General features: G+C 67.8%; 23 protein-coding genes, 2 tRNA genes and 1 other RNA gene. 13 read left to right on the top strand and 13 right to left on the bottom strand.

The features are described 5' to 3' along the window. Positions 1-7: 7 nt before the first annotated feature. Positions 8-229 (bottom strand): hypothetical protein, encoded by a 222-nt coding sequence (locus tag IPN02_09645; GenBank protein MBK9297079.1) that lies wholly within the window; start codon positions 227-229, stop codon positions 8-10. Continuing rightward, on the bottom strand, positions 226-1,779 hold the full coding sequence (locus tag IPN02_09640; GenBank protein ID MBK9297078.1) for an acyl-CoA carboxylase subunit beta: 1,554 nt from the start codon (positions 1,777-1,779) through the stop codon (positions 226-228). The genes IPN02_09645 and IPN02_09640 overlap by 4 nt, the downstream gene beginning before the upstream one ends. A 209-nt stretch (positions 1,780-1,988) precedes the next feature. Between IPN02_09640 and IPN02_09635 the strand changes: the two genes are divergently transcribed. Continuing rightward, on the top strand, positions 1,989-3,089 hold the full coding sequence (locus IPN02_09635; GenBank protein ID MBK9297077.1) for an ATP-dependent DNA ligase: 1,101 nt from the start codon (positions 1,989-1,991) through the stop codon (positions 3,087-3,089). Positions 3,090-3,242: 153 nt separating this feature from the next. Here the strand turns inward: IPN02_09635 and IPN02_09630 are convergent, their stop codons facing one another. The 3 genes from IPN02_09630 to IPN02_09620 form a co-directional block, all read right to left on the bottom strand. After that, positions 3,243-3,845 carry a lysophospholipid acyltransferase family protein gene (locus IPN02_09630; GenBank protein ID MBK9297076.1) on the bottom strand — a complete coding sequence of 201 codons (603 nt, stop codon included), beginning with the start codon at positions 3,843-3,845 and terminating at the stop codon, positions 3,243-3,245. A gap of 45 nt (positions 3,846-3,890) precedes the next feature. Beyond that, the gene (locus tag IPN02_09625) at positions 3,891-4,913 is read right to left on the bottom strand and encodes a PHP domain-containing protein (GenBank protein MBK9297075.1); all 1,023 of its coding nucleotides are present in this window, start codon (positions 4,911-4,913) and stop codon (positions 3,891-3,893) included. A 173-nt stretch (positions 4,914-5,086) separates the two neighbouring features. Beyond that, positions 5,087-5,848, bottom strand: coding sequence for a phosphoglyceromutase (locus tag IPN02_09620; GenBank protein MBK9297074.1), 762 nt, complete (start codon positions 5,846-5,848; stop codon positions 5,087-5,089). A 312-nt stretch (positions 5,849-6,160) separates the two neighbouring features. Between IPN02_09620 and dnaK the strand changes: the two genes are divergently transcribed. The 5 genes from dnaK to IPN02_09595 all read left to right on the top strand — a co-directional run bounded on the left by dnaK (position 6,161) and on the right by IPN02_09595 (position 11,229). Further along, positions 6,161-7,993 (top strand): molecular chaperone DnaK, encoded by a 1,833-nt coding sequence (dnaK, locus tag IPN02_09615; GenBank protein ID MBK9297073.1) that lies wholly within the window; start codon positions 6,161-6,163, stop codon positions 7,991-7,993. After that, on the top strand, positions 7,990-8,598 hold the full coding sequence (locus IPN02_09610; protein MBK9297072.1) for a nucleotide exchange factor GrpE: 609 nt from the start codon (positions 7,990-7,992) through the stop codon (positions 8,596-8,598). The genes dnaK and IPN02_09610 overlap by 4 nt, the downstream gene beginning before the upstream one ends. A 74-nt stretch (positions 8,599-8,672) precedes the next feature. After that, on the top strand, positions 8,673-9,815 hold the full coding sequence (dnaJ, locus tag IPN02_09605) for a molecular chaperone DnaJ (protein MBK9297071.1): 1,143 nt from the start codon (positions 8,673-8,675) through the stop codon (positions 9,813-9,815). Between the two features lie 81 nt (positions 9,816-9,896). Then, the gene (locus IPN02_09600) at positions 9,897-10,310 is read left to right on the top strand and encodes a MerR family transcriptional regulator (protein MBK9297070.1); all 414 of its coding nucleotides are present in this window, start codon (positions 9,897-9,899) and stop codon (positions 10,308-10,310) included. A 604-nt stretch (positions 10,311-10,914) separates the two neighbouring features. After that, positions 10,915-11,229 carry a hypothetical protein gene (locus IPN02_09595; protein MBK9297069.1) on the top strand — a complete coding sequence of 105 codons (315 nt, stop codon included), beginning with the start codon at positions 10,915-10,917 and terminating at the stop codon, positions 11,227-11,229. Between the two features lie 78 nt (positions 11,230-11,307). Here the strand turns inward: IPN02_09595 and mce are convergent, their stop codons facing one another. Next, the gene (gene mce / locus IPN02_09590) at positions 11,308-11,709 is read right to left on the bottom strand and encodes a methylmalonyl-CoA epimerase (protein MBK9297068.1); all 402 of its coding nucleotides are present in this window, start codon (positions 11,707-11,709) and stop codon (positions 11,308-11,310) included. Positions 11,710-11,830: 121 nt separating this feature from the next. Next, positions 11,831-13,180 (bottom strand): crotonyl-CoA carboxylase/reductase, encoded by a 1,350-nt coding sequence (ccrA, locus tag IPN02_09585; protein ID MBK9297067.1) that lies wholly within the window; start codon positions 13,178-13,180, stop codon positions 11,831-11,833. 146 nt (positions 13,181-13,326) lie between these two features. Here ccrA and IPN02_09580 point away from each other — a divergent pair, with 146 nt between their 5' ends. The 3 genes from IPN02_09580 to IPN02_09570 all read left to right on the top strand — a co-directional run bounded on the left by IPN02_09580 (position 13,327) and on the right by IPN02_09570 (position 16,199). Continuing rightward, on the top strand, positions 13,327-13,800 hold the full coding sequence (locus tag IPN02_09580; GenBank protein ID MBK9297066.1) for a CBS domain-containing protein: 474 nt from the start codon (positions 13,327-13,329) through the stop codon (positions 13,798-13,800). A 52-nt stretch (positions 13,801-13,852) separates the two neighbouring features. Continuing rightward, positions 13,853-14,842 carry a zinc-binding dehydrogenase gene (locus IPN02_09575; protein MBK9297065.1) on the top strand — a complete coding sequence of 330 codons (990 nt, stop codon included), beginning with the start codon at positions 13,853-13,855 and terminating at the stop codon, positions 14,840-14,842. 175 nt (positions 14,843-15,017) lie between these two features. Further along, entirely contained in the window at positions 15,018-16,199 is a 1,182-nt protein-coding gene (locus tag IPN02_09570; GenBank protein ID MBK9297064.1) for an acetyl-CoA C-acetyltransferase, read from the top strand. A gap of 209 nt (positions 16,200-16,408) precedes the next feature. Here IPN02_09570 and recR read toward each other — a convergent pair whose 3' ends face one another. The 5 genes from recR to ffs all read right to left on the bottom strand — a co-directional run bounded on the left by recR (position 16,409) and on the right by ffs (position 20,277). After that, positions 16,409-17,062, bottom strand: coding sequence for a recombination protein RecR (recR, locus tag IPN02_09565; protein MBK9297063.1), 654 nt, complete (start codon positions 17,060-17,062; stop codon positions 16,409-16,411). Between the two features lie 4 nt (positions 17,063-17,066). Then, the gene (locus IPN02_09560; protein ID MBK9297062.1) at positions 17,067-17,453 is read right to left on the bottom strand and encodes a YbaB/EbfC family nucleoid-associated protein; all 387 of its coding nucleotides are present in this window, start codon (positions 17,451-17,453) and stop codon (positions 17,067-17,069) included. A gap of 190 nt (positions 17,454-17,643) precedes the next feature. Next, positions 17,644-18,123, bottom strand: coding sequence for a hypothetical protein (locus IPN02_09555; GenBank protein MBK9297061.1), 480 nt, complete (start codon positions 18,121-18,123; stop codon positions 17,644-17,646). Then, a complete protein-coding gene (gene dnaX, locus IPN02_09550; protein ID MBK9297060.1) occupies positions 18,060-20,093 on the bottom strand; it encodes a DNA polymerase III subunit gamma/tau in 2,034 nt (677 codons plus the stop codon). Before dnaX ends, IPN02_09555 begins: the two co-directional genes overlap by 64 nt. An 85-nt stretch (positions 20,094-20,178) precedes the next feature. Then, an RNA gene (ffs, locus tag IPN02_09545) (signal recognition particle sRNA small type) lies at positions 20,179-20,277 on the bottom strand. Positions 20,278-20,394: 117 nt separating this feature from the next. On the opposite strand from ffs, the gene IPN02_09540 reads away from it, so the two are divergent. Next, positions 20,395-20,479, top strand: a tRNA-Ser gene (locus IPN02_09540). A gap of 221 nt (positions 20,480-20,700) precedes the next feature. On the opposite strand, the gene IPN02_09535 is transcribed toward IPN02_09540, so the two are convergent. Continuing rightward, positions 20,701-21,258 carry an SRPBCC family protein gene (locus tag IPN02_09535; GenBank protein ID MBK9297059.1) on the bottom strand — a complete coding sequence of 186 codons (558 nt, stop codon included), beginning with the start codon at positions 21,256-21,258 and terminating at the stop codon, positions 20,701-20,703. 277 nt (positions 21,259-21,535) lie between these two features. Between IPN02_09535 and IPN02_09530 the strand changes: the two genes are divergently transcribed. The 3 genes from IPN02_09530 (at position 21,536) to IPN02_09520 (ending at position 25,493) form a co-directional block, all read left to right on the top strand. After that, the gene (locus IPN02_09530) at positions 21,536-21,907 is read left to right on the top strand and encodes a hypothetical protein (GenBank protein MBK9297058.1); all 372 of its coding nucleotides are present in this window, start codon (positions 21,536-21,538) and stop codon (positions 21,905-21,907) included. 151 nt (positions 21,908-22,058) lie between these two features. Continuing rightward, positions 22,059-22,132, top strand: a tRNA-Arg gene (locus IPN02_09525). A 523-nt stretch (positions 22,133-22,655) separates the two neighbouring features. Next, a complete protein-coding gene (locus tag IPN02_09520; protein ID MBK9297057.1) occupies positions 22,656-25,493 on the top strand; it encodes a patatin-like protein in 2,838 nt (945 codons plus the stop codon). Positions 25,494-25,528: the final 35 nt, after the last annotated feature.

Below are 25,528 nucleotides of genomic sequence, written 5' to 3'. Positions count from 1 at the left end.
TGAGTGCTCAGAGACCCCAGGGACGACGTCGGCGCAGCGGCGCCGGCTTGGTCCACCAGCGACCGGAGAAGCGCCACCGGGGCGCTGTGATCCGCTCGTCGGCGCCGACGGATCGGGGGTAGGCCACCTGGATGGCGGCGACGATCGCCACGACCTCATCGTCGGCAGGGGCCGGGGTGATCGTGCGCACGCCAACCGCGGATTCGTCGTGCTGAAGGCTGGGTCTCACAGCGGCACGTTACCGTGCTTGCGGGCGGGCAGCTCCTCGCGCTTGGAGCGCAGCATCTCCAGCCCGGCGACCAGCTTGCGCCGGGTCTCGGCCGGGTCGATCACGTCGTCGATGTAGCCGCGGTCGGCCGCCTCCCACGGGTTGAGGTGGTTCTCCTCGTAGGCCGCCACCAGCTCGGCCCGCTTGGCCACCGGATCCTCGGCTGCCGCCAGCTCCCGACGGTTGACGATCTCGACCGCGCCCTGGGCGCCCATCACCGCCAGCTCCGCCGACGGCCACGCAAACGCCAGGTCGGCACCGATGCTCTTGGAGTTCATCACCACGTAGGCGCCGCCATAGGCCTTGCGGGTGATCACCTGGATGCGGGGCACGGTGGCCTCGCAGTAGGCGTACAACAGCTTGGCTCCGTGGCGGATGATGCCGTTGTGCTCCTGGTCGACGCCGGGAAGAAACCCGGGTACGTCGACGAAGGTCACCAGCGGCACGTTGAACGCGTCGCAGGTGCGGACGAAGCGGGCGGCCTTCTCGGAGGACTCGATGTCGAGCACCCCGGCGTACATCGCCGGCTGGTTGCCGACGATGCCGACCGAGTGGCCACCGATGCGGGCGTAGCCACACGTGATCGAGCCGGCCCAGCGCGGGGCATATTCGAAGTACTCGCCGTCATCGGCGATCGCCCGAATGACCTCGGTCATGTCATAAGGCATGTTGGAGTTGAGCGGGATCATGTCGCGCAGCTCGGGCACCAGCCGGTCGGGCGGGTCGTCCGAGGGCAGGAACGGCGGCTCCTCCAGGTTGTTGGCCGGGAGGAAACTCAACAGGAACTTCACGTCGTCGAGCACCGACTTCTCGTCGGGTCCGGCGAACTGGGCGACGCCCGACTTGGACGAGTGGGCGCCCGCGCCGCCGAGCTCCTCGAGCGTCACCGTCTCGCCGGTCACGGTCTTCACCACGTCGGGACCGGTGATGAACATGTGCGAGGTCTCGTCGACCATGAAGATGAAGTCGGTCATCGCCGGGCTGTACACCGCTCCGCCGGCGCACGGGCCCATGATCACCGAGATCTGCGGGGTGACGCCGGAGGCCCGGACGTTGCGGTGGAAGATGCCGCCGTAGCTGGCCAGGCTGACCACGCCCTCCTGGATGCGGGCGCCGGCGCCGTCGTTGAGGCCGACCAAGGGGGCCCCGGCCTTGAGCGCCAGGTCCATCACCTTGTGGATCTTCTCGGCGAACACCTCGCCGAGGGCGCCACCGAACACGGTGAAGTCCTGACTGAACACGAACACTTTGCGACCATCGACGGTGCCCCAGCCGGTGATCACCCCGTCGCCGTAGGGGCGGTAGTCGTCCTTCAGCGAGGAGGAGCGGCTTCGGGCCAGCTGATCGAGCTCGTTGAACGAGCCTTCGTCGAGCAGGTACTCGAGACGCTCGCGGGCCAGCATCTTGCCGCCGGATCGCTGGCGTTCGACGAGGCGCTCCGAACCGGCGTTGAGGGATTCCTGGCGCCGCCGGTGCAGATCATCGATGCGAGCGGACATGCTGTTCTCCATAAGAGCGCCAAAGTTAGGGTGCGCCGGACAGCCGCACCAATGAGCGGCCACCCTCGCAGGCCAACTCGGGAGTCCGGATGTACGCCAGGGCGCGCTCTGGGCTCCCGCTGCGTGCGCCGACCCGAACCCGGGAGTCCAGACGTGCGTCAGAGCGCGCTCTGCGCTCCCCAGTACGATTTTCTCGAACCAGTTGCCGAGGGGAGTCCCAGATGCAGTTGCCGGTGATGCCGCCGATCAAGCCGATGTTGGCCAGGGCGACGACGACGGTGCCCGAGGCCGATGGGCTGCTGTACGAGCCGAAGTGGGACGGCTACCGCTGCGTGGTCTTTCGCGACGGCGACGAGGTGGAGCTCAGCTCCCGAGGCCAGAAGTCGCTCACCCGTTACTTCCCCGAGCTGATCGACCCGATCCGCGCCCAGCTTCCACGCCGCTGCGTCGTCGACTGCGAGGTGGTCGTCGTCACGCCCGACGGGCTCGACTTCGACCTGCTCGGCCAGCGCATTCACCCGGCGGAGAGTCGGATCGAGCGGCTGTCGGTCGAGACACCCGCCTCGCTGGTCGTCTTCGACCTGCTGGCGCTCGACGAGGTTGACCTTCGCCCAATGGCCTTCATCGAACGGCGCGGTGCGCTCGTGTCGCTGTTGGCCGATGTCATCCCTCCGGTTCATCTGTCGCCGGTCACCGACGACCCGGAGGTCGCCCAGGACTGGTTTCGGCGCTTCGAGGGCGCCGGGTTCGACGGGGTGATGGCCAAGCGCTCGGACGGCGTCTACGAGGAGGACAAGCGCAGCCTCACCAAGGTGAAGCACCGACACAGCATCGACGTCGTCGTCGCCGGCTACCGCCCCCACAAGTCCGGCGACGGCGTCGGCTCGATGATGCTCGGGTTGTACGACCGGCCCGAGGGCGATCGAGCAGCGTCGCTGCAACATGTCGGGGTGGCCTCGGCGTTCAAAGCGGCCCAGCGTCCCGAGCTGGCCGAGCTGCTCGCGCCCTACCGGCTGGGCGAGGGCGAGCCCCACCCCTGGACCGGGTGGGCCGACCCCGAGCAACACGCCGATGGCGGCGTGCGCATGCCCGGTGCCCCCAACCGTTGGTCGGCCAAGCGCGACCACAGCTGGGTGCCGCTGCGGCCCGAGCTGGTGGCCGAAGTGGTGGTCGAACAGCTCACCAAGGGCCGCTTTCGCCACCCCGCCCGCTTCCAGCGTTGGCGCAGCGACCGCACCCCCCGCTCCTGCACCTACGACCAGGTCGACATCGCCGCACCGGCCGAGCTGTTCGAGCTCTTTCCGGAGGCGCCCACTCCCTAAACCCGGCTGCGGCGCAACAACCGAGGCGCACCGGCCGAGCTGTTCGAGCTCTTTCCGGAGGCGCCCACTCCCTAAACCCGGCTGCGGCGCAACAACCGAGGCGCACCGGCCGAGCTGTTCGAGCTCGTTCCGGAGGCACCCACCACCTGATGCTCAGCCGGCGGCGGACTCACCCGGTTCGCCGGAGCCGAGCTTTGCGTCCTCTTCGCTCAGCCGGGGCGAGGTCTGATTCTCGGGCCGAATGCCGGTGACGTTGTCGTACAGGTCGCGAAGGCGGTCCATATCAGCGGTCACGTCGCCGGTCAGCTTGAACGAAGGTCCGAAGCCACCGGTGCGGTTGGGCCAGTCGATGTAGCCCAGCACCACCGGCACGTCGGCGGCGCGAGCGATGCGATAGAAGCCCGACTTCCAGTACTCCCGCTTGCCGCGAGTGCCTTCGGGGGTGATCACCAGACCCATGCGGGGGCCATCCCGAAACCGCTCGGCCATCTGCTCCACCAGCCCACCAGGATGGGATCGGTCCACGGCGATGCCACCAGTCCACCGCATGATCGGCCCCATCGGCCCCTTGAACAGTTCCTCCTTGCCCAGCCAGCTGAGCGGGACGTCCTTCGCCCAGGCATAGGAGAGCATGAACAAGAAGTCCCAGTTGCTCGTGTGCGGCCCGGCCACCAGGACGATCGATTCCTTCGGCACATCTCCAACGAAGTTCAAACGGGAGAGCCAGGGAAATAGCCGCGCAAAGGCCTTCTTCATCATCATCGGAGATTATCCGCACCTTTGGGCCACGGTCGGGATCGATCACCCGGTAGCGGCGCACCAGTCGAGCAACGTGTCGAGATCCCAGGTGGTGAGGATGCGATCGGGATCGACCCCGCGCTCCCCCAGCCGCTCGTAGCCGTGGGCCACCCACTCAAGCTGGCCGGGAGCGTGGGCGTCGGAGTCAACCGAGACGAAACAGCCCCACTCGAGCGCCAGGTCCAGCAACTCGTCCGGTGGATCCTGTCGTTCGGGTCGGCAGTTGACCTCGACCGCTGTCCCGAACTGAGCGCAGGCGGCAAACACCAGCTCGGCGTCGAACGTGCTCGGGGGCCGACCCCGGCCGACCAGCTTGCGTCCGGTGCAGTGGCCCAGCACGTCGACGTGGGGGTTGGCGACGGCCCTCACCAGGCGCTCGGTCATCGGACGCTCGGGCATCGACAGCTTGGAGTGGGCCGAGGCGACCACCAGGTCGAGCCCGGCCAGGACGTCGTCGGGCAGGTCGAGGGTGCCGTCGGCGAGGATGTCGACCTCGCACCCGGTCAGGATCCGAAACGGCGCCAACTCCTCGTTGAGGGCGGCCACCTCGATCAGCTGCTCGGCGAGGCGCTCGGGCGTCAGCCCGTGGGCGATCGTCAGGCGGGGTGAATGGTCGGTGAGCGCCAAGTGGGTGCGACCGAGCGCCCGGGCGGTCATCGCCATCGTCCGGATCGGTGCCCCGCCGTCAGACCAGGTGGAGTGGCTGTGCAGGTCGCTGCGGCAGGCTTCGAACACCGTGGCCCCGGCGCTCACCCGCAGGCGGGTTCGCTGCTCCAGCTTGGTCAGGTAGGCCGGCGGCCGGTCGAGCACAGCGTCGGCGATGACCGATGCGGTCGACGGACCGATGCCGTCCAGGTCGGTGAGGGTGCCCGCCTCAGCCCGTCGCTCCAGGTCGTCGTCGTCCATGCCGGCCGCCACCTCGGCGGCACGGGTGAACGCCTTGGCCTTGGCCGCCGGCTCGAACCCGCGGTCCAGGTAATACACCGCCCGGTTCAGCGCAGCAATCGCCGTGGTCGTCGTCGACATCGCCTCCGAGGCTATGTCTCGGGCACCACCGTCTCGGGCACCACCGTCTCGGGCACCACCGTCTCGGGCACCACCGTCTCGGGCACCACCGTCTCGGGCACCACGTGGCGGTTACGTGCTCGGCCGGCTCGCCGACGGCAACGACGCCTCGACCGAACCGATACCCGGTGAGGTTACTGGCCCTGCTTGGCCACCGCTTCGGCGGCAGCTGCGATCTGCTCGGGATCGCCCAGGTAACGATCCTCGAGCGCCATCGTGGTGCGGGGCCGAAAGTCGCCACCCAGCTCGTAGCGCAGGGGCACGCCAGTGGGGATGTTCAACTCGGCGATGTCGGCGTCGCTGATGCCCTCGAGGTGCTTGACCAGGGCCCGCAACGAGTTGCCGTGGGCGGCCACGAGCACGGTGCGGTCGGCGCGCAGATCGGCACAGATGTGGTCGAACCAGTAGGGCAGAACGCGCTGCAGCACCATCGACAGGCTCTCCGCACCGGGGAGCAGCTCGCTGACCACGTCGGCATACCGGGGGTCGTTCACCGGGTGGTACTCGGAGTCGTAGTCAACCTCGGGCGGCGGCACGTCAAAGCTGCGGCGCCACTCCTGGAACTGCTCGGCAGACACTTCGCTGCGCACCTGGGCCTTGTCTCTACCTTGCAACGCCCCGTAATGGCGCTCGTTGAGGCGCCAGCTGCGCCGCACCGGGATCCACTGGCGGTCCATCGCCCGCAGCGATTCCTCGGCGGTTCGGATGGCGCGCTTTTGCAGCGAGGTGTGCACGACGTCGGGGATCACCCCGGCCTCGGCCATCAGCCCACCGGACTCAATCGCCTCGATCATCCCCACGTCGGTGAGATCGACGTCCACCCATCCGGTGAAGATGTTCTTCAGGTTCCATTCGCTTTGTCCGTGGCGGAGCAAGACCAATTCCATGGGCCACATGCTGACAGGTGGGCGCCCGCAACGACGATCCGACGTCACCTGGGGTGCCCGGGCACCATGCACGACGCCCCACCGGCAACCCGGTGACCAACGACACCCTCGCATTCCACCCACCCGACTTGATAACGAAGCACTCAGGTTTTATTGTGGCGCTCGTTGTCATGAGGTTGCCAGCGCTACAATTCGTCGCTCAGGTGCACCATGACGAGCGCCCCACAGGCGAGCAAACAGCCGCTGCGGGCCGCGACAACACGAACTACGTCAGCAAACCAACACCAAGAAACACAGTCACACGAAAGAAGGAGTCTCGGCATGCCCAAGGCCGTCGGAATCGATCTCGGAACCACCAACTCGGTCGTCAGCGTGCTGGAGGCTGGCGAACCCATCGTCATCCCCAATGCCGAGGGCTCGCGCACGACGCCCTCGGTCGTCGCCTTCGCCAAGGACGGCGAAGTGCTGATGGGCGAGGTTGCCAAGCGCCAGGCGATCACCAACCCCGATCGCACCATCCGCTCGGTCAAGCGCCACATGGGCACCAACTGGTCGGTCGACATCGACGGCAAGGCCTACAACTCCCAGGAGATCTCCGCTCGCACCCTGATGAAGCTGAAGCGGGACGCCGAGAGCTACCTGGGCGACACGGTCAACCAGGCCGTGATCACCGTGCCGGCGTACTTCGACGATGCCCAGCGCACCGCCACCAAGGAGGCCGGCGCGGTCGCCGGGCTTGAGGTGCTCCGCATCATCAACGAGCCCACCGCAGCTGCGCTCGCCTACGGCCTGGACAAGGGCGGCGAAGAGCAGACAGTTCTGGTGTTCGACCTTGGCGGCGGCACGTTCGACGTGTCGATCCTCGAGATCGGCGACGGGGTGTTTGAGGTGAAGGCCACCAACGGCGACACCTCGCTGGGCGGCGACGACTGGGACGATGCGGTCATCGATTGGCTGGTCGCCACGTTCAAGGGCGCTCACGGTGTCGACCTGAGCAAGGACAACATGGCCATGCAGCGCCTCAAGGAGGCGGCTGAGAAGGCCAAGATCGAGCTGTCCCAGGTGCAGCAGACCCAGATCAACCTGCCGTTCATCACCGCCAGCGATGCCGGCCCCCTGCACCTGGACGAAAGCCTCACCCGCGCCAAGTTCCAGGAGCTGACCTCCGACCTGTTGCAGCGCTGCAAGGTGCCCTTTGAACGGGCGATCACCGACGCCGGCATGTCGAAGAACGACATCGAGCACATCATCCTGGTCGGCGGTTCCACCCGTATGCCCGCCGTCGCCGACATGGTGCACGACCTGCTGGGCAAGGATGCCCACAAGGGCGTCAACCCCGACGAGGTGGTGGCGATGGGCGCCGCCATTCAAGCCGGCGTACTCAAGGGCGACGTCAAGGACGTGCTGCTGCTCGACGTCACACCGCTGTCCCTCGGCATCGAGACCAAGGGCGGCGTCATGACCAAGCTGATCGAGCGCAACACGACGATCCCCACCCGTCGCACCGAGGTGTTCACCACCGCCGAGGACAACCAGCCGTCCGTGGAAATCCACGTGCTGCAGGGCGAGCGGGAGATGTCGAGCTACAACAAGACGCTCGGCAAGTTCCAGCTGGTCGACCTGCCCCCGGCCCCACGCGGGGTGCCCCAGGTCGAGGTCACGTTCGACATCGACGCCAACGGCATCGTCAACGTGTCGGCAAAGGACCGGGCCACCAGCAAGGAGCAGTCGATCACGATCACCGGTCAGTCCTCGCTGAGCAAGGACGAGATCGACCAGATGATGCGCGATGCCGAGAGCCACGCCGAGGAGGACAAGCGGCGCAAGGAGGAGGCCGAGATCCGCAACACGGCCGACACCCTCGTCTACCAGACCGAGAAGCTGGTGCGTGAGCACGGCGAGAAGCTCTCCGACTCGGACCGCAAGGACGTCGAGGACTCGTTGGCCGCCGTGAAGGAGGCCCTGACCGGCGACGACATCGAGAAGATGAAGCAGACGACGGAGGCCCTCACGGCAGCCAGCCAGCGCTTCGGCCAGCAGATCTACGAGTCGGCGGCGCAGGCCGGTGAAGCTGGCGGCGACGCCGGCGAGGCGTCGGGCGACGACGAGGAGGTCGTCGACGCCGAGATCGTCGAGGACGAGGACGACTCGTGAACGACCGCGACGAAGCAGCCGAACAGGCACCCAGCGACGGCCCGGTGGCCGACAACCCGGCCTCAAATGACGCCGAGGCCAACGGCGCCGGGACCGAGTCGGACGCAGGCTCGGGGTCCGGTTCCCCGTCGACGTCGGCGACCTTCACGGGGGAGACCGCCGAAGAGCAGTTGGACGAGTGCGCCCAGCTGGTCGAGGCGATCTCCACCGAGCGCGACGACATGCGCGGGGTGGCCCAGCGGGTCCAGGCCGACTTTGAGAACTACAAGCGCCGGGTCGAAGCCCAACGGGCCGAACAACAGAACCGGGCGGCCGAGGACCTCGTGCAGTCGCTGCTGGAGATCCTCGACGACTGCGACCTGGCGGCGGCACACGGTGCCGACGATGTGGCGCCGATCGCCAACAAGTTGTTGTCGACGCTCGAACGTCAGGGCCTGACCAAGGTCGACGACACCGAGGTGCTCTTCGACCCGAACCTGCACGAGGCGGTGATGTCCGAAGAGGGCGACGGCGACGGCGAGCACACGGTGAGCGCCGTCATGCGCGCCGGGTACCAATGGCGTGATCGCCTGCTTCGGCCCGCCATGGTGAAGGTGCGTTCCTGATCCGTACTCAAGACCCACGACTCGTCGGCGACGACGAGCGCCCTCGCCACACCAAGCGCTGAAGGAGGTGCCCCGTGGCCCCACAACGTGAATGGTTTGAAAAGGACTACTACGAGGCGCTGGGCGTCTCGTCAACAGCGACGGCGAAGGAGATCACCTCCGCCTACCGCAAGCTCGCCCGGAAGAGCCATCCCGACGCCAACCCGGGCGATCTCAAGGCTGAAGAGCGCTTCAAGAAGATCTCTGCCGCCTATGACGTGATCGGCAACGAATCCAAGCGAGCCGAATACGACGAGGTCAGAAAGCTGGCCGCCTCCGGGGCCGGACCCGATGGGTTCCCCGGTGGCGGCGGTGGCGGTTTCGGTCCTGGCGGCATGCGCTTCGACAGCGGCGACGTGGGCGACCTCGGCGACCTGCTGGGTGGGTTGTTCAACCGTGGCGGCGGAGGCGGTGGCAGTGGACGCCGCCGCCAGCCGACCAAGGGCGCCGACCTGGTCACCGACGTCTACCTCAGCTTCGAGGATGCCGCCCACGGCCTGACCACCGGCGTGCAGCTGAGCAACGAGGCGCCGTGCCCGGATTGCGCCGGCAGCGGCGCGGCCAAAGGCACCCAGCCACGGGTGTGTCCCGATTGCGCAGGCACCGGCGTCACCCAGGAAAACCAAGGTCTTTTCGGGTTCAGCCGGCCCTGCGCCTCCTGTAACGGCAGCGGCAGTCTGATCGACACCCCATGCACCACGTGTCGGGGCATCGGCAGGGTACGCAAGCCGCAGGAGGTGCGCATTCGGATCCCCAGCGGCGTGAGCGACGGCGACACGATCCGCGTCGCCGGCAAGGGCGAGCCGAGCCCGGGAGGCCGCCCTGGCGACCTGATGGTCCGGGTCCACGTCGCATCACACCCACGCTTCACCCGGGACGGGCTCAACCTGCGCCTCGTCGAGCCAATCTCAATCACCGACGCCGCGCTGGGTTCCAAGCTGCGCGTGTCGACGTTGGATGGCACCAACGTCACCCTTCGCATCCCGGAAGGTACCCCCACCAACAAGACCTTCCGGGTGAAGGGACGGGGCATCGAAACCACCAAGTCCACCGGTGACCTGCTGGTGACCGTCGAGGTCGAGACACCCACCGACCTCACCGCCGAGCAGCGAGACCTGCTCGAACAACTCGATGCAACGCTCAAGTCCACCCGCAACAGCGAGACGAACGGTTCCTGACCCGTGGCGCCGGAATGTCGGCGCAACGCTCAACCACCCACATTCCGCATCCGAGTAGCCACCTGAGGAGGTGACCGAGCCATGCACGATCAGAACCGAGCCGTCTACGTCATCTCGGTGGCCGCCGAGCTGGCCGGGGTTCATCCCCAGACGTTGCGTATCTACGAGCGCAAGGGCCTGGTGGCCCCTGCCCGCACCGGAGGGGGCAGCCGCCGCTACAGCCGATCCGACATCGATCAGCTGCTGCGCATTCAGGAGCTGACCAACGAGGGGCTCAACCTCCTCGGCGTGCAGCGCGTGCTGCAGCTGGAGAACGATCTGGCCAACGCCCGGGCCGAGCTCGAAACCCAGCGCCAGGAGTCCCTCCGTAAGATCGAGGCCCTGAGGCAGGAGGCCGAGGGTCACCTGCGGGCCCAGCGCCGCGACCTGGTGCCGTTGCGTCAGGAGGTCGTGTTGTACCGCGATGTCCGCCCAGGCTCAACGCGGCGCGGCTGAGTCAACCCCGCTCCCCGTGGGCACAAGCCGGCGAAGTGCTCTCGGTGGGCGCCACAACGCACACGCGAAACCGGGACCGAACCCAGCGTCCTTCGGGTGGGAGAGCCCGGTGGCCGTCTCAAGGCGTTGGTAGGTACCAGCATCTCAAGATCGGCTCATCCAGCTCACGGTATGGACGTGGATTCGATCCCGATTTCATGGCCATCAGAGCAAGCGTCGAGCCCCCCTTGATGACGTACGAGGACCGGCTGACCGGTCCGGTGAATTGCTCCCCTTGGTTTCGTTACCGATCACCATGACCCGCCGGTGAGACGGTGTCAACGGCCAGTATCTGACGGTCGATCAGCTTTCACCGGCCCGACGGAGCCACGGCGCAGCGGGTCTGACCACCGCCGTCAGGGCTCCGATGCGAAGCGCGACGCACCGGTTGAGCGCGCGGCCTATGGTGGGCAGTGCCAGGACTGAGGGGGTCCCGGCGAACCCTCCGGCTTCCACCCAGATGGGCTCCGGGGGGCGAGCCTTCACCTCGCAGTTCGGTATCCGAACAAGGCGTTCGGATTCCCCGCCGGGCATCGTCCCGGTGCGTCACACGAGGAGGAAGCGGATGTCCAAACGGCATCAGAAGTCTCAGACCTCAGTCGTTCCCGAGCCCCGAGAGGACCGCAAGCGGGAGCACCGACGGTTGCGGCAGAAGGTCCGCCAGGACCTCCACGTCGCCTCGGTGGAGGGCGACGTGGACGAGGTTGTGCTCGACCGGCCGCATGCCACTCACGGCTACCGAGAGGATCACGAGGTTCCGACTTCCAACGCCGTTCCGGCACCGCCGAAGCGCACCAAGCACTGGAAGCAGTCCTTCTGGAAGCGCCGCAAGAACGAACGGCGCCGCCGCGCCGCCGAGTTCGACGCCGCCGCCAACTGAGGGCCAACCCCCTCTGGTTGAAAAACGATGAAAGCCCCGGAGCCGAAACCTCGGCTCCGGGGCTTTCGCTTTTCCGTACTACTCCTGGACGAGCTCGATGAGGGTGCCGAAGCTGCCCTTCGGGTGGATGAAGGCCACCGTCGTGCCACGGGATCCCGGGCGGGGCTCTTTGTCGATCGGCGTGGCGCCGGCGGCCACCATCGAGGCCAGCGCCTCGGCGCAGTTGTCCACCCGGTAGCCGATGTGGTGCAGCCCCTCGCCGCGCTTTTCGATCGACTTGGCGATCGGCGAGTCGGGCCGGGTGGCGGCGGTCAGCTGGATGTAGCTGTCGGCTACCTTCACCAGCGCCTCCTCGACGCCGTCGGACTCGACGATCTCGCGGTGGGCCACCTCGGCCCCGAAGGCCTCGGCGTAGTACGCCACGGCGGCGTCCAGGTCGCGCACGGCGATGGCCACGTGATCGATCTCGGTCAGCAACATGTTCGGATCCTCTCGGTGATGGCGGTACCAGTCGTCGACGCCGCTGGGCAGTCCACGCTGGAAATGGTGGCAGAGCCGAGACCGTCGATGGAGCTGCGGCGATCGATGCTGCCGGGGATGGTCAGGCCTTGGTGCCGGCCATCCGTCGGAACAGGTTGATGCGGTCCTCGCCCACGACCTCGCGCTTCGCCTGGTCGGTGATACCCATGCCCTCCTCGGGCGACAGGCACAGCACACCAAGCTTGCCTTCGGCCTCGTTGCGGTGCACCTTCAGCGCGGCGTCGCCCACGTGTGTGAGGTCGTAGACGTCGGACATCACCGGGACGATGGCGCCCTGGTCGATCAACCGGTTCATCTCCCACGCCTCCTGGTAGTTGGCGAAGTGCGACGAGATGATGCTCTTCAACTTCATCCACAGGTGGCGGTTGTCGTACTCGATCATGTAGCCGCTGGTCGCAGCACAGGTGACGATCTTGCCGCCGCGCTTGGTGATGAACACCGAGGCGCCCATCGTCGAACGGCCCGGGTGCTCGAACACGATGTCGGGGTCGTCGCCGATCATCCCTCGCACCTGCTTGCCCAGACGGCGCCACTCGCTCTCGTCCTGGGTGTTCTCGTCCGACCAGAACTGGTAGCCCTCGGCCTTGCGGTCGACGACGAACTCGCAGCCCATCGCGTTGAGCAATTCCGCCCGCTCGGGCGAGGAGACCACGCCCACCGGCGTGCCGCCGCCGTTGAGCACCAACTGGGTGGCGTAGGCGCCGATACCGCCGGTGGCGCCCCAGATGAACACGTTGTCGCCCTGCTTCATGTTGGCGGCGTTGTCGCCGACCAACATGCGGTACGAGGTCGAGGAGCACAGCGCGTTGACCGCCGCCTCCTCCCAGCTGAGGTGGGCAGGCTTGGGCATCAGCTGGTTGGCCTTCACCACCGACAGGTCGGCCAGGCCACCGAAGTTTGTCTCGAAGCCCCAGATGCGCTGGTTGGCGGCCAGCATCGAGTCGTTGTGGGCCGACGGGTCCTGGTCATCCAGGTAGTTGCAGTGAACGGTCACCCGGTCGCCGGGCTTCCAGTTGCGCACCGCCGAGCCCACCTTGACGATCACGCCGGAGGCGTCGGAGCCCACCACGTGGTAGTCGAGGGCGTGGCGCTTACCCCACACCGACTCCTTGCCCAGGCGGTCGAGGAACGCGAAGGTGGGCAGCGGCTCGAAGATCGACGTCCACACCGTGTTGAAGTTGATCGAGCTGGCCATGACCGCCAGGTACACCTCATCGGGCGCGATCTCGGGCGTGGCCACCTCGTCGACGTGGAGGCTCTTGTGCGGATCCTTGTCGGCCGACTCGTAGCCGTCCCACATCGTCTGCTCGGAGCGCAGCACGTGGGCGGCCCGGTAGCTCTCGGGGATGGCGAGGTTGGCGAAGTCCTCGGGCGAGGCGTCGGACTGGATGGCGTCGAGAATCTCCTGCATCCGTGGAGGTTATCGACCGGCCGGGGAATTTCACGAACCGCCATGCCCGCTTTCGGCAAGCGGGCGAACGGGCTCTCATCGGACCCCGCCGATGTGTCATGCAGGGCCATAGGGCCGGGGCTAGATTGGCGTCGACAGGGGGAACCATGAACGTCGAAGACGTACTGAGGGGAAAGTCGCTGGGCTCGGGGGAGTCGGGCCCGGTAGCCACCATCCGGCCGGACAGCACCGTGGCCGATGTGGTCGTTGCGCTCCGAGAACAGAACATCGGGGCGTTGGTGGTGTCGAGCGACGGCTCCCACGTCGACGGCATCATCTCCGAGCGGGACATCGTCCGACTACTCGGCGAGGGGTCGACACCCGCGCTCGAGCAGGTCGTGTCCGAGGTGATGAGCACCAACGTGCGCACGTGCTCGATGACCGACCAGCTGGCCGAGCTGGCTCAGCAGATGACCGTCAACCGCATCCGTCACCTCATCGTCGCCAGCGAGGGTCGGATGGTGGGCATCGTCTCGATCGGCGACGTGGTGAAGTCGCGCCTCGATCAGCTGGAAGAGGAGAAGGCGCGCCTCGCCGATGAGAACGAGTCGATCACGGAGTACATCCAGACCGGTCGCTGAGTTTGTTTGGGGCGGGGCCGGTCTTAGGGCACTCATGATCTAGGGAGCCAAAATGCTTGCTGTTGCCGCCGTTTCGCAGTCCTCCGAGGATCCGCTCTCCGGGCTGGAGGTGGGCGAGCGTCCCGAGCCTGAGGTGCCCGAGGGGTGGACCACGGTCCAGCTGCGGGCGGCAACGCTCAACCACCACGACCTGTGGTCGCTGCAGGGGGTGGGCCTGGCCGAGAAGGCGCTGCCGATGATCCTGGGCTGCGACGGCGCCGGCATCGACGCCGACGGCAACGAGGTGGTGGTGCACGCCCTGGTCGGCGACCCCGACTGGCGCGGTGACGAGACCTTCGACCCCAAGCGGTCGATTCTGTCCGAGCGGTACCCGGGCACCTTCGCCGAGCGAGTGGCCGTGCCCAAGCGCAACCTGGTTCCCAAGCCCGCCTCGCTCAGCTTTGAGCAGGCCGCCTGCCTGCCCACTGCGTGGTTGACCGCCTACCGCATGCTGACCACCCGCAGCGGCATCGCTCCCGGCAACGCTCTGCCACCTGGAAGCACGGTGTTGGTGCAGGGCGCCGGCGGCGGTGTTGCCACTGCTTTGGTTGCTCTCGGCTCCGCAATGGGCCTGCGCATGTGGGTGACCTCCCGAGACGAGGTCAAGGGTGCCCAGGCGGTCGAGCAGCTCGGCGCGGATGCCCATTTCGCTTCCGGCGAGCGCCTGCCCGACAAGGTCGATGCGGTGATGGAGACCGTCGGTGCCGCCACCTGGGGGCACTCGATCCGTTCCCTGCGACCCGGCGGCACGCTCGTCGTGTGCGGAGCGACCAGCGGTGATCCCTCCCCCACCGAGCTCACCCGCATCTTCTTCCTTCAGCTCTCGGTGATCGGCTCCACGATGGGTACCCGGGACGAGCTGCAACGGCTGCTGTCGTTTCTCGACGTCACCGGTGTGCGACCTCTCGTCGACGCGTCCTACCCGTTGGGCGACGCCGCCGATGCCTTCGCCCGGCTGCACGAGGGCTCGGTGTTCGGCAAGTTGGCCCTGACGATGGGCTGAGCCGACCCACCTCGGCGTCCGGCTCGGCACCCATCCGGGTGGTCTCGTCGGCGGTGACCGCCCGATCGAGTGGGACGGGCCGGAATGACCCAAGGAGTTACCGACAGGTAGCGTGATCAAAACCAAACGGCGAGCGCGTCGCGCCCGACATCGCACACACCCAGGGAGATCCTTCATGGCAGGTTCAGTCATTCTCGGCGGAGCACGCACTCCGTTCGGCAAGTTCTCCGGCTCGCTCGCCGGCTTCTCCGGCGCCCAGCTGGGGGGCAAGGCGATCGCCGGCGCCCTCGAGCGCACCGGCATCTCGGCCGACCAGGTCGACTACGTCCTGATGGGCCAGGTGCTGCAGGCCGGCGCCGGGCAGATCACCGCCCGCCAGGCCGCAGTTGAGGCCGGTATCCCCCTCGACGTGCCCGCCACCACGATCAACAAGGTCTGCCTCTCGGGCATCAACACGATCATGCTGGCCGACCTGCTCATCCAGGCGGGCGAGGCCGAGATCATCGTCGCCGGCGGCATGGAGTCGATGACCAACGCCCCCTACCTGCTGCGCGACGCCCGGTCGGGCATGCGCATGGGCGACAAGACCGTCGTCGACTCGATGATGCACGACTCGCTGTTCTGTGCCATCGACGAGCTGGCGATGGGCGCGTCCACCGAGCAGTACGCCGGCAAGGCGGGCCTCAACCGCGACGTCCAGGACGAGCTGTCGGCACAAAGCCACGAGCGCGCCGCCGCAGCCCAGAAGGACGGCAAGTTCGACAACGAGATCATCTCGGTGGAGATCCCCCAGCGCAAGGGTGATCCGATCGTGTTGGAGGCCGACGAGGGCGTTCGCCCCGGTACGACCGCCGAGTCGCTCGGCAAGCTGCGTCCCGCCTTCGCCAAGGACGGCAACATCACCGCCGGCAACGCCTCGCAGATCTCCGACGGCGGCGCCGCCGTCATCGTCTGCTCGGCTGCCAAGGCCGAAGAACTGGGCCTGAAGCCCTTGGGCGAGATCGTGGCGATCGGTCAGGTGGCCGGTCCCGACGCCTCGCTGATCTCCCAGCCGGCGCAGGCGATCAAGGCCGCCATGGCCAAGGTCGACCTGACCGTGGACGACATCGACCTGTTCGAGCTGAACGAGGCCTTCGCCGCCGTCGGCGTCCAGTCGATGAAGGACCTGGGCATCTCCGACGACATCGTCAACGTCAACGGTGGCGCCATCGCCATCGGCCACCCGGTCGGCGTGTCCGGCACCCGCATCGTGTTGACCCTGCTCAACGAGCTGGCCCGCCGCGGCGGCGGCACCGGCGCAGCGGCGTTGTGCGGCGGCGGCGGCCAGGGCGACGCGCTGATCGTGCGCACCGTCTGATCCAAGGGGCCAGCCACGCTGCACCAGCTGAGGAGCCATGCCGGAGGCCATCGGGGCCTCGGTGTGGCTCCTCGGTCGTTTTTGGGGTAAATACCCGTGGCCGAGGCGAGGCGAGGCGAGGCGAGGCGAGGCGAGGCGAGGCGAGGCGAGGCGAGGCGAGGCGAGGCGAGGTCTGCCCGACCGCTGTTCAGGCGGCCTGCCCCTTCCGGTTATCCGGCCGGTGTGGCGTCAGCCTCCGCCGGCGCAGGGACGGCCGGCGACCCTCCCACGTGGGTGCGGCCCTCGAGCGCACGGCCCAATGTCAGCTCGTCGGCATACTCCAAATCGCCGCCCACCGGCAGGCCGCTGGCGATGCGGCTCACCTCCAGGCCGGGCAGGTCGAGCAGGCGGCTGAGGTACAGCGCGGTCGCCTCACCCTCCAGGTTGGGGTTGGTGCACAGGATCACCTCGGTGACGTTCTCGGCGCCGATGCGCTCGACCAGCTCGCGCACTTTGAGCCGGTCGGGCCCGATGCCCCGCAGGTGGTCGATCGCTCCACCGAGCACGTGGTAGCGCCCCTCGTAGGTGCCGGTGCGCTCCACCGCCACCACGTCCTTGGGCTCCTCGACGACGCACAGGACGCTGCCGTCGCGGCGGTCGTCGTCGCACACGGTACACAGCTCGCCCTCCGACACGTTGAAGCAACGGTCGCAGAACCGGACCTTGTCCTTCACCTCGATGATCGCCCGGCTGAGGCGCGTGGCCTCCTCTCGGTCGGCGTCGAGCAGGTAGAAGGCGATGCGCTGCGCCGACTTGGGGCCGATGCCGGGCAGGCGCCCCAGCGAGTCGATCAGCTCCTGGATGGGGGCGGCGTAGGTGGGCACCCGATCAGCCCTCGATCTCGGACGACCCGTCCGACTCGTCGTCCGAGGCGGGGCCGATGCCGAAGGAGGCGGGGTCGATGCCCATCGACGACAGGTCAAGGCCACCCATCGGGTCCCCCGACTGCTCGGCGCGACCCACCTCGGCCACGGCATTACGCCACGCCGCCAGGATCAGCTCCTCGAGCCACTGGGTGTCGTCGGGGTCGACCACCTCGGGGTCGAGCTTTACGCCAACCGGCTGCAGGTCGCCGGTGATCGTCACCCTCACCTTGCCGCCGCCGGCGCTGCCTTCCACCCGCGTGGCGGCCAGCTGCGACTGGGCGTCGGCCATCTGCTGTTGCATCTGCTGGGCGGTCTCCATCAACGAGCCGAGGTCGAGGCCACCGAGCATGGCGGCCATCGGGTCGGCGTCGGCCGATGGAACCTGCTCCGGCGTTGGATCATCGGGGCTGGTGTTCTCGGGTGAGGTCACGTCGTACTCCGTGGGGTCGTCGCCCGCCGGGGGTGCGGGCAGTCCAAGCTACGTGCGCCGGGCCACGCTGCGGTGGAGCCGGCTCGGTGGGCACGTCGATGGTGAGCGGTCAGGGCTCCGGGGTGATCAGCTCGGCGCCCGGGAACGCCTCGATCAGGCGTTGTGCTGCGCTCAGCGGTGGGTCGGCGTCCTCGAGGTCGGCGAGATCGTCATAGTCGCCGCCGCTGGCCCATTCAGCCTCGTCGGAATCATCCCCGCCCCGAGGGGCCGGGCCGCCATCGTGTGCGGTGCGGCCATGTCGACCCGACGCGTCGCGCCCGGCCCCCACTCCGCCCGCTGCCCCGGCGCCCGAGCCGGCGACCAGCTTGAACGAAACCGGCTGGCCCGCCGCACCGGAGAGCACCTCGCCGAACTCACCCTGCCGAGCTTGGGCTCGATCGAGGATGGCGGGGTTGTCCAGGCGAAACTCGAGCGTCCCGCCCTCGTCGTCGAAGTGGCCGACGAACAGCGCCCGGGTCACCGGCTTCAGCTTGCCGAGCACGCTGTCGAGCAGGCCGTTGAGCCGTTCGGCGCCTGCGGCCGAAGCCACGGGTGTGACCGGCGCAGCCGGTGGCGGGGCCGGTGACGGCGGGGCGGGCGCCTGAGGAGCGGCGCCTTCGGGAACGCTCGGCGGTGCCTGTGTCGGGGCACGGCTGACGGGCGCCTGACCGACGGCGTCGGGATCAGCCAGCGGGCGCGCCGGATCCTGCTCCGGTGCGGGTGTCGCCCCGGCGTCGGAGTACGGGCTCTGGTCGACCAGTGGGCGCGCCCGGTCCTGCTCCGGTGCGGGCGGCGCTTCGGCATCGGAGGACTGGCTCTGATCGACAAGTGGGCGCGCCGGGTCGGGCCCGGCATCGCTCGGTTGCTGCACCGGGGCCGCCGGGCTCCCCTCTGGCGGCTTTGGGCGCCGGCGACGAGGCGGGGGCGGCGGCTCCTCCGCCGTCGACACGTGGATCGGCTCGGCGGCGGCGCCTCCTTGCCCGTCTTGGCCCGCAGCATCGCTCGGGCCTCTTCGACCACCGACCGGTGGCTGCCTTCGCCGCTCATACCGGGCCGGTCGGCGGCGGGCGCTGACGGAGCTGCGGCATCGCTTGCTCGCTCAGACGACGTGTCGGGCGAGGCGGCCTGGCTTGTCCCACCGGGGTCGGCCGGCGACGGTTGCGGCGAGGGTGTGGTCGATCCGCCGGTCGCCGGAGCGGAGGCAGCCGGTGCTGCGGGTACACCCGATCCGCCGGTCGCCGGGGCGGTAGCAGCGGGTGTTCCGGGAGGTGTTGCGGGCACCGCACCGCCCGCTGGTGGGGGCGGCCCTGCTTCCGGGACAGTGGTAGACCCCGGCGTCGACGCTGCGGTCGCGGACGAGGCGGCCTCGACGGCCGCTCGGGCGGCCGGAGGCGTCGTGTGCGCCACCGAGACGGCGCCTCCGGCCAGTGCCCGCTCCAACGCCTCCACCCGTTCGGCCAGCGCCTCGATCGACAGGTCGGCGGTCGGCGCTGTCAGACGCACGAGAGCCACCTCAAGGGGCACCCGCGGGTCGGAGGCCTGGCGCATGTCGACCAGCGCCGACCCGAGCTGCTCCAGCGCGCGAGTCAGCCGGGCGGGACCGAAACGGCGGGCCCGGTCGGTCAGCTCCTCGCGATCGGCGTCGGCGACGTTGGCCCCCTCGACCCCCATCGTCAGCAGAAACAGGTCGCGTAGGTCGGCAACCAGCGCCTCGGCCAGCACCCGCGGGTCGCTGCCCATCCCCAGTGCATCGGCCACGGCGGTCAGGGCGGCGCCGGTGTCACGCTCGGTCAGGGCACTCACCAGGTTGGCCGAGGGCTCCTCGCGGGGCACGACGCCGCCGCCTGCCACCACCTGATCGAGCGATGAGAGCGTGTCGCGTGCCGAACCCCGCCCTTGGCGCACGACGTAGGCAATCGCCTCGTCGTCAACGGTCAACTCGGCCTCGGCGATCACCCAGCGGACGTAGTTCTCCAGCTCGTGGGGCGAGAGCAGCTCGAAGTTGAAGTGCTGGGTGCGGCTCTTGATCGTGGGCAGCACCTTCTGGGGGTCGGTGGTCGCCAGCACGAAGGTGACGTGCGGCGGGGGCTCCTCCAGCGTTTTCAGCAAGGCATTGGAGGCCGCACCGGTCAACATGTGCACCTCGTCGAGGATGTACACCTTGTTGCGGCCGGCGGTGCCAAGGGCGGCCCGGCTGACCAGGTCCCGCATGGCGTCAACGCCGTTGTTGGAGGCCGCATCCAGCTCGTGGAGGTCCATCGACGTGCCGGACTCCATCGCCACGCAGCTGTCGCACACCCCGCACGGCTCGCCGTCGGCCAGGTTGGTGCAGTTCAGCGCCCGGGCCAGGATGCGAGCGCTCGAGGTTTTCCCGCAGCCCCGCGGGCCGCTGAACATATAGGCGTGGCCCACCGTGTCGGTCCGGACGGCGTTGCGGAGGGCGACCGTGATGTGGTCCTGCCCCCGAACCTCGGCGAACCGGCTGGGGCGGAAGCGGCGATACAGGGACTGATAGCTCACCGCATCGAGGATACAAGGCCGTCGCCACCCACCGACCGAGCCGAACAGCCCTGCAGACCCTCGCCGCTCAAGGGTCTCGGCGAGGGACGACCAGGTGGTCTGCGGCACTCCGAACGCTCCGCTGAGGGCTGCTGCCTTCCGGCCCTGACCCGGTTCACGGGGTTCGGTCGCACAGGACCCGGTCGTCCCACGTCGAGACCCGCCTCCACCTCACGGGTGAGGGATCGGCGAGGGCCACACGATATCGTGTCTCAGCACCGACGGCGACACCGGCTCCGGCTAGGGTCGCTCGGTCACAAGAGGAGAGGTGCGAGAGCGGCCGAATCGGCACGCTTGGAAAGCGTGTGAGGGGCAACCCTCCGTGGGTTCAAATCCCACCCTCTCCGCTCGGCGGTCGCGACGAGCCGGTCTGGTTGGCAGGAGTTGTTCCGCCAGCCGACCGGACTCGCCGCAACCAGGCCTGATTCTCGGAACTCACTCGAGCTCTGCCGCTATCGCGTCGTAGAGCAACGCGATAGCGGCAGAGTTCGCACGCTGACGTCGACGCCAGCTACGACGGCGACCCAGCTGCCGTCGTCACGTCCCCTGGCATCAACCGCTCGCTGGGCTACCGGCGGGTCGGCGACGTGCTCGTCGACGAGTTCGAGGCCTCATCGGCGAGCATCGGGTTGGACTCGACGTACGTGCGGAACCTGCGCAGCATCGCCCGGTTCGCCGGCCCCATCGCAGGGCCGGTAAATCGGGCGAACCGCGCCGAAACGCCGGTGAGGGTCATCGCCATCGTCCACTCCACCAGCGAACGGCCATCCCGCAGGTCGGTGACCAGGTAGTCCTCGGCGAAGGCCGACGGCCCGCCCTTGATCGTCTGGTTGAATCGAAACGCCATCCGTCGGCCCGGCTCCCAGGCGATGAACTCCTCATAACCCACCATGGGCCCGCGCATCCACACCGTCCGGGTCGACCCGACCTCAAGGGGCATCGGCGAGGTCCAGTCGACCCCGGTGATCGGCCACGCCCACCGCGACCACGAGTCGGCATCGAGAAACACATCGAAGATGCGCTTCGGGCTGGCCGCTATCACCTCGGCGGCCTCGACCCGCACGGGAGCCCGGTTGAAGTAGTCGAGATTCACCCGTTCGCACTCGATCAGGTCGTTGTCGGACACGCACATCTCCCCTGCTGGTCGGCCATGAAACCAGATCGTATCGCCGTCGGGTCGTCGAAAAGTCCGCTATTTCATTGACCTTACGCTGCAAGTGACCGACGCCACTGTTACAAAGGGTTGCATTATCGTAACCAGACCGTAAAGTAACGACTCGTTAACCATCCCCCCGCCGGCCCTGACGTGCCGCCCTCACTTCAGCAGTGTTGCTGACCGAGGGCGGGCGTGTGAGGGATCGGTCCTGCCGTCATCCGATGGCTCAACCCTGGAGGCAACTCCCATGACCAACCCCTTTAACCTTCGACGCTCATTCGCAGCGGCAGCCGTCCTGCTCATCGCAGCGACCGGCTGCGTCGCAGCTCCGGGCAGCGGTGGCACCAGCCGCTACCAGTCGGGAGCGGCCTCGTACTACACCCAGGCCGGCGGCCCAGTCGCCTTCCCCCGAGTGCGCACCTCCAACGGCTGCGCCCACCGCACCGCTGCCGCCGGCACCGTGCTGCACCTCCGCCGTGGCGGCAACACCGCCACTTGCGTCGTCAACGACCGGGGCCCGTATGCCGGTGGCCGCATCGTCGACCTTCAGCCGAAGCAGTTCCGTCAGCTGGGACCGATCTCGGCCGGCGTCCTGCGTGGCGTCGAGATCCGCTACTAGGTCGAGGCCGACGCACGTCTCAACCGTGCGTGCCGATTTCGTGAGCGGTGCCCCGGAGCGAAAGCCCGGGGCACCGTCGCGTGCAGACCGGTCCACGAGGAGATCGTTTGGCGCACTGCAGCGCAGCGCGTAGAGTTGCCCGCTTACACCGGCGCTCGTAGCTCAATTGGATAGAGCACCTGACTACGGATCAGGAGGTTGGGGGTTCGAGTCCCTCCGAGCGCACTGCTGTGATGTCTCCCGACATCTACGAGGCCCGAACCTCCCAACCGGGGTTGGGGCCTTGTCATTTTTGAAGCGTGGCGAGTGCTCGCCAGACCTCGCAGCCGACCCTTCCTTGGGGTCGAGGGTGACCGGACGGCGGACGATCACGAGCAAACCAACCACCGCCCCGAGCTCCCATCTCCTGCCGCTACCGGGAGACGACGTCCGACCCAGGCGACCAGCGCCTACCCGAGGCCGTCCCGACAACATGATTCAAGTGCGGCGAAACCCCGTTCACGCAACCCAGCTTCGCCGACGTCACCAGCACACCGGTGCGGGCTGATTCCTCGTTGCTATGTGGATGCTCAGGTGTCATTGTCCTGCTAGGGGAAGGGACGGCTGCCATGCAGATCCGGGTCCATGGCATAGGCGGGCCGACAGCGGCCTCCGTCCTCGGCATGTCGGACGACGCCGGAACCGACGCGCTCTGACAGACGGATGAACACAACGGCTACTGGGTCGATCCCAGACTTGAGGAACAACCATGAACGTGCAACGCGAACTTCGCTTGGCCCTCGGCATGCGCGGCGGCGTCAGCCTGGCCGTGTGGTCGGGTGGCGCCTGCGCGGAGATCGACGAGCTTCGACGCTCGACACCCCCAGATGGGGATCCCTTCTGGAGCGGTCTTGTCGAAGCGTGCGGGTACAGCAACGTCGTCGTCGACGTGCTCGCAGGCACGAGTGCCGGCGGCCTGAACGGGGTGCTGTTCGCCGGGGCCATCCGCCACGGATACCCGATGCGCGAGCTGTTGCCGACCTGGAGTCAAGTCGCCTCCATCAACGAGATCCGGCGCTGTGAGCCTCCGTGGAGTTCCCTGTTCGACGGCGACGGCAAATTCCTCGACGAGCTCTACAAACGACTCCGCGAACTGATTCTCGTCGACACCCCATCGGAACCAAGACCATTCGTCGACCTTCAGCTGACCGCGACGATGGTCGAGCCACTCCAGATCCCGAGCCACCATCTGAGCGATGAACAGATCAAACGTTCACGCTCCTCGGCGCTCTTTCACTTCCGCTGCTCGCCCAACGACGTCAACGGCCGGGACGATCTCGTCGGTCCCGAAGCCGTGGCCCGCCTCGCACTCGCCGGACGAGCCACCTCCTCGTTTCCCGTCGCATTCGAGGCTGCGGTCGTTCGATCGACACGTCCTTGCAAGTTTGGAGAACCGGTCACCCCCGACGCCGAGCGCTGGACCAGAGATGATCATCGGCGGGTCGACTGTCGCGGCGTGTTTGGCGACAGCCGCGGTGAGCCCATCGGGGCGCGAGCGCCCCAGCGAGATGACGACTTCGTCGTCACGGACGGCGGCATCGTCGACAACATCCCGCTGGGGCGCGCACTCGACGCCATCGTTGCGGCCGCTGCGGACGGCCCAACCCGCCGGGTGCTGGTGTACCTCCACCCCACCGGGCCACCGCCACCAGCGGGGCCGGCGGGGCCATGCCCTGACGGCGGGCAACCGACCGAGGTCGTGGCGGGCGATGGCGGGAAGGCTGCCCAAACACCTGACACCCCCGACGCCGCCCAACAAAAGCGCCGCCAGGTGAAGGCCGTGGCGAAGGGTGCCCTCACTGCGAAGTTTCAGCACGAGTCCATCGACGGCGACCTCGAGCAACTCGATCGCCACAACCGGTCGATCCGCATGGCCCAACTGCTTCGCGCGGCGACCCTCGCCCGATTCAAAAGGCACCAAGCCGAAACGGGCGCAACCACGTTCCAGCTGGACGCCTCACGTTGGGAGGATTACGCCATGCAGCGGGCCACGGCGGACGCCGTTCGGCTGCGTCGGCTGCTCGACCAGCCGGTGATTGCGCTGGGCGAGGACCCGTTTCCGGTCGTGGACGACGAGTCCTCTTGGCGCGCCCCACTGGGGGACTGGATCGACTCCGACCTGAACAACCTGGACTGCGTTCTCAGCGCCGCCTTCCAACAGCAGGTGGGCGGGGGCCCGGACGTCCCCCAGCAGGTGGGCAAGGTGCCGGAAAATCATGTCGACGCCCTGTTTGGCGCCGGCATTGCGGTGCTGCGCCGAACGCTCGCCCTGACACTGGAATGGACCCGTGCGGTCGAATCATCCGCCGAAGACGCCGAGGCCATCGACGCCATCGGTGATGCCAAGTTGGAGATGTACCGGCTGAAAGATGTGGTGAGCCTGCTGGAGCGCACGAGACGCATCGGCTGGGTGACCCTCGCCCGACGCAGGGGATACGTGCCCGCCGGGTCGATGGACGGCTGGTGCACCGAATCGCTGGCGACTCTCGACGGCCTCCTCTGCGTGTCCGGCGAGGTGTCCAACACCTTGCTCGACGAGAACGACTCCGGGCCGTACCTTGCGGGCACGTATGCGGTTCTGCAAGCGCTGGTCGACTCGGACGGCGGCGCCGACCCCGGCGAAGGAGGCACGGGTCTTCGGGAACTGATCCTCGAGAGGATTGTCAAGCAGGTCGACGAGGTCCGCAAGATCAGCACCGGGAAACTCCCTGACGGCCACCCCGCTGAGCTGCTGGACCTGGTGATTCGGGGACCAGAGACGACCAAGCATGCGCTTGCCGATCTGGAGATCCTGTGCATGCCCGAGTATCTCAGCGGCCGGCCGGGAGGTACCGAAATCGAGTTTCGTCGCCTCTCGGCCGCAGCCATCACACCACTCGCCGGCGAGTTCGAGCTTCTCAAGACCAAGTCGGACAAAATCGGCGAAGAAAAGCCGGACGGATGGACCGGTTGCCCCAACTTTCTTCGTCCCCAAGTCAAGCTGGCCGGCAACGAACTCGGCAACTTCTCGGCATTTCTCGATCAGCGCTGGCGCGAGAACGACTGGATGTGGGGCCGCCTCGACAGCGCGTCGACGGGCATCCAGATCCTTCTGGATGACCTGACCCCTGACCAAGAGACCGCCGTGCGCGACTACCTCGCCGAGCTGAGGGCTGCGAACAAGGAAGTCGAGGTCCAGGGCGGCCAGGACCCGAGCGCAGAATCCGAGAACGATGTTCGAAACGCACTCATCGCCATCCGACAGAATCAGATCATCGCCGAAACGCTTCCGGCCGTCGACAAGCGCACGTGGCGTGTTGGGTTGGACACCTTGAACGACCCGGGAAGCAGCGAAATTCAAGCCACGGCAGGCCAGTTGGTAACCGTCGCCGCCAACGTGCTCCGCAGCGAATTCCCCGGTCCGATGAGGTGGGTCGCCGGACCAGCCGCTTGGATCGGCAAGGTGGCGGCGCGCTGGTTCACCCGACCCAAAAAAGCAGCGTCCACCGACACGGCGTCGCATGGGATGCTCGGCTGGTTGAAGGCTCGGTTCCGGCGGGTGAAGTGATCGGCCTGGCCTGACGGTGACCTTCCTCTGCCTGA

Origin of the sequence: Candidatus Microthrix subdominans (genome assembly GCA_016719385.1) — a bacterium.
GTDB classification, from domain to species: Bacteria; Actinomycetota; Acidimicrobiia; order Acidimicrobiales; family Microtrichaceae; genus Microthrix; species Microthrix subdominans.
This window is presented reverse-complemented; position numbering and strand designations above follow the sequence as displayed.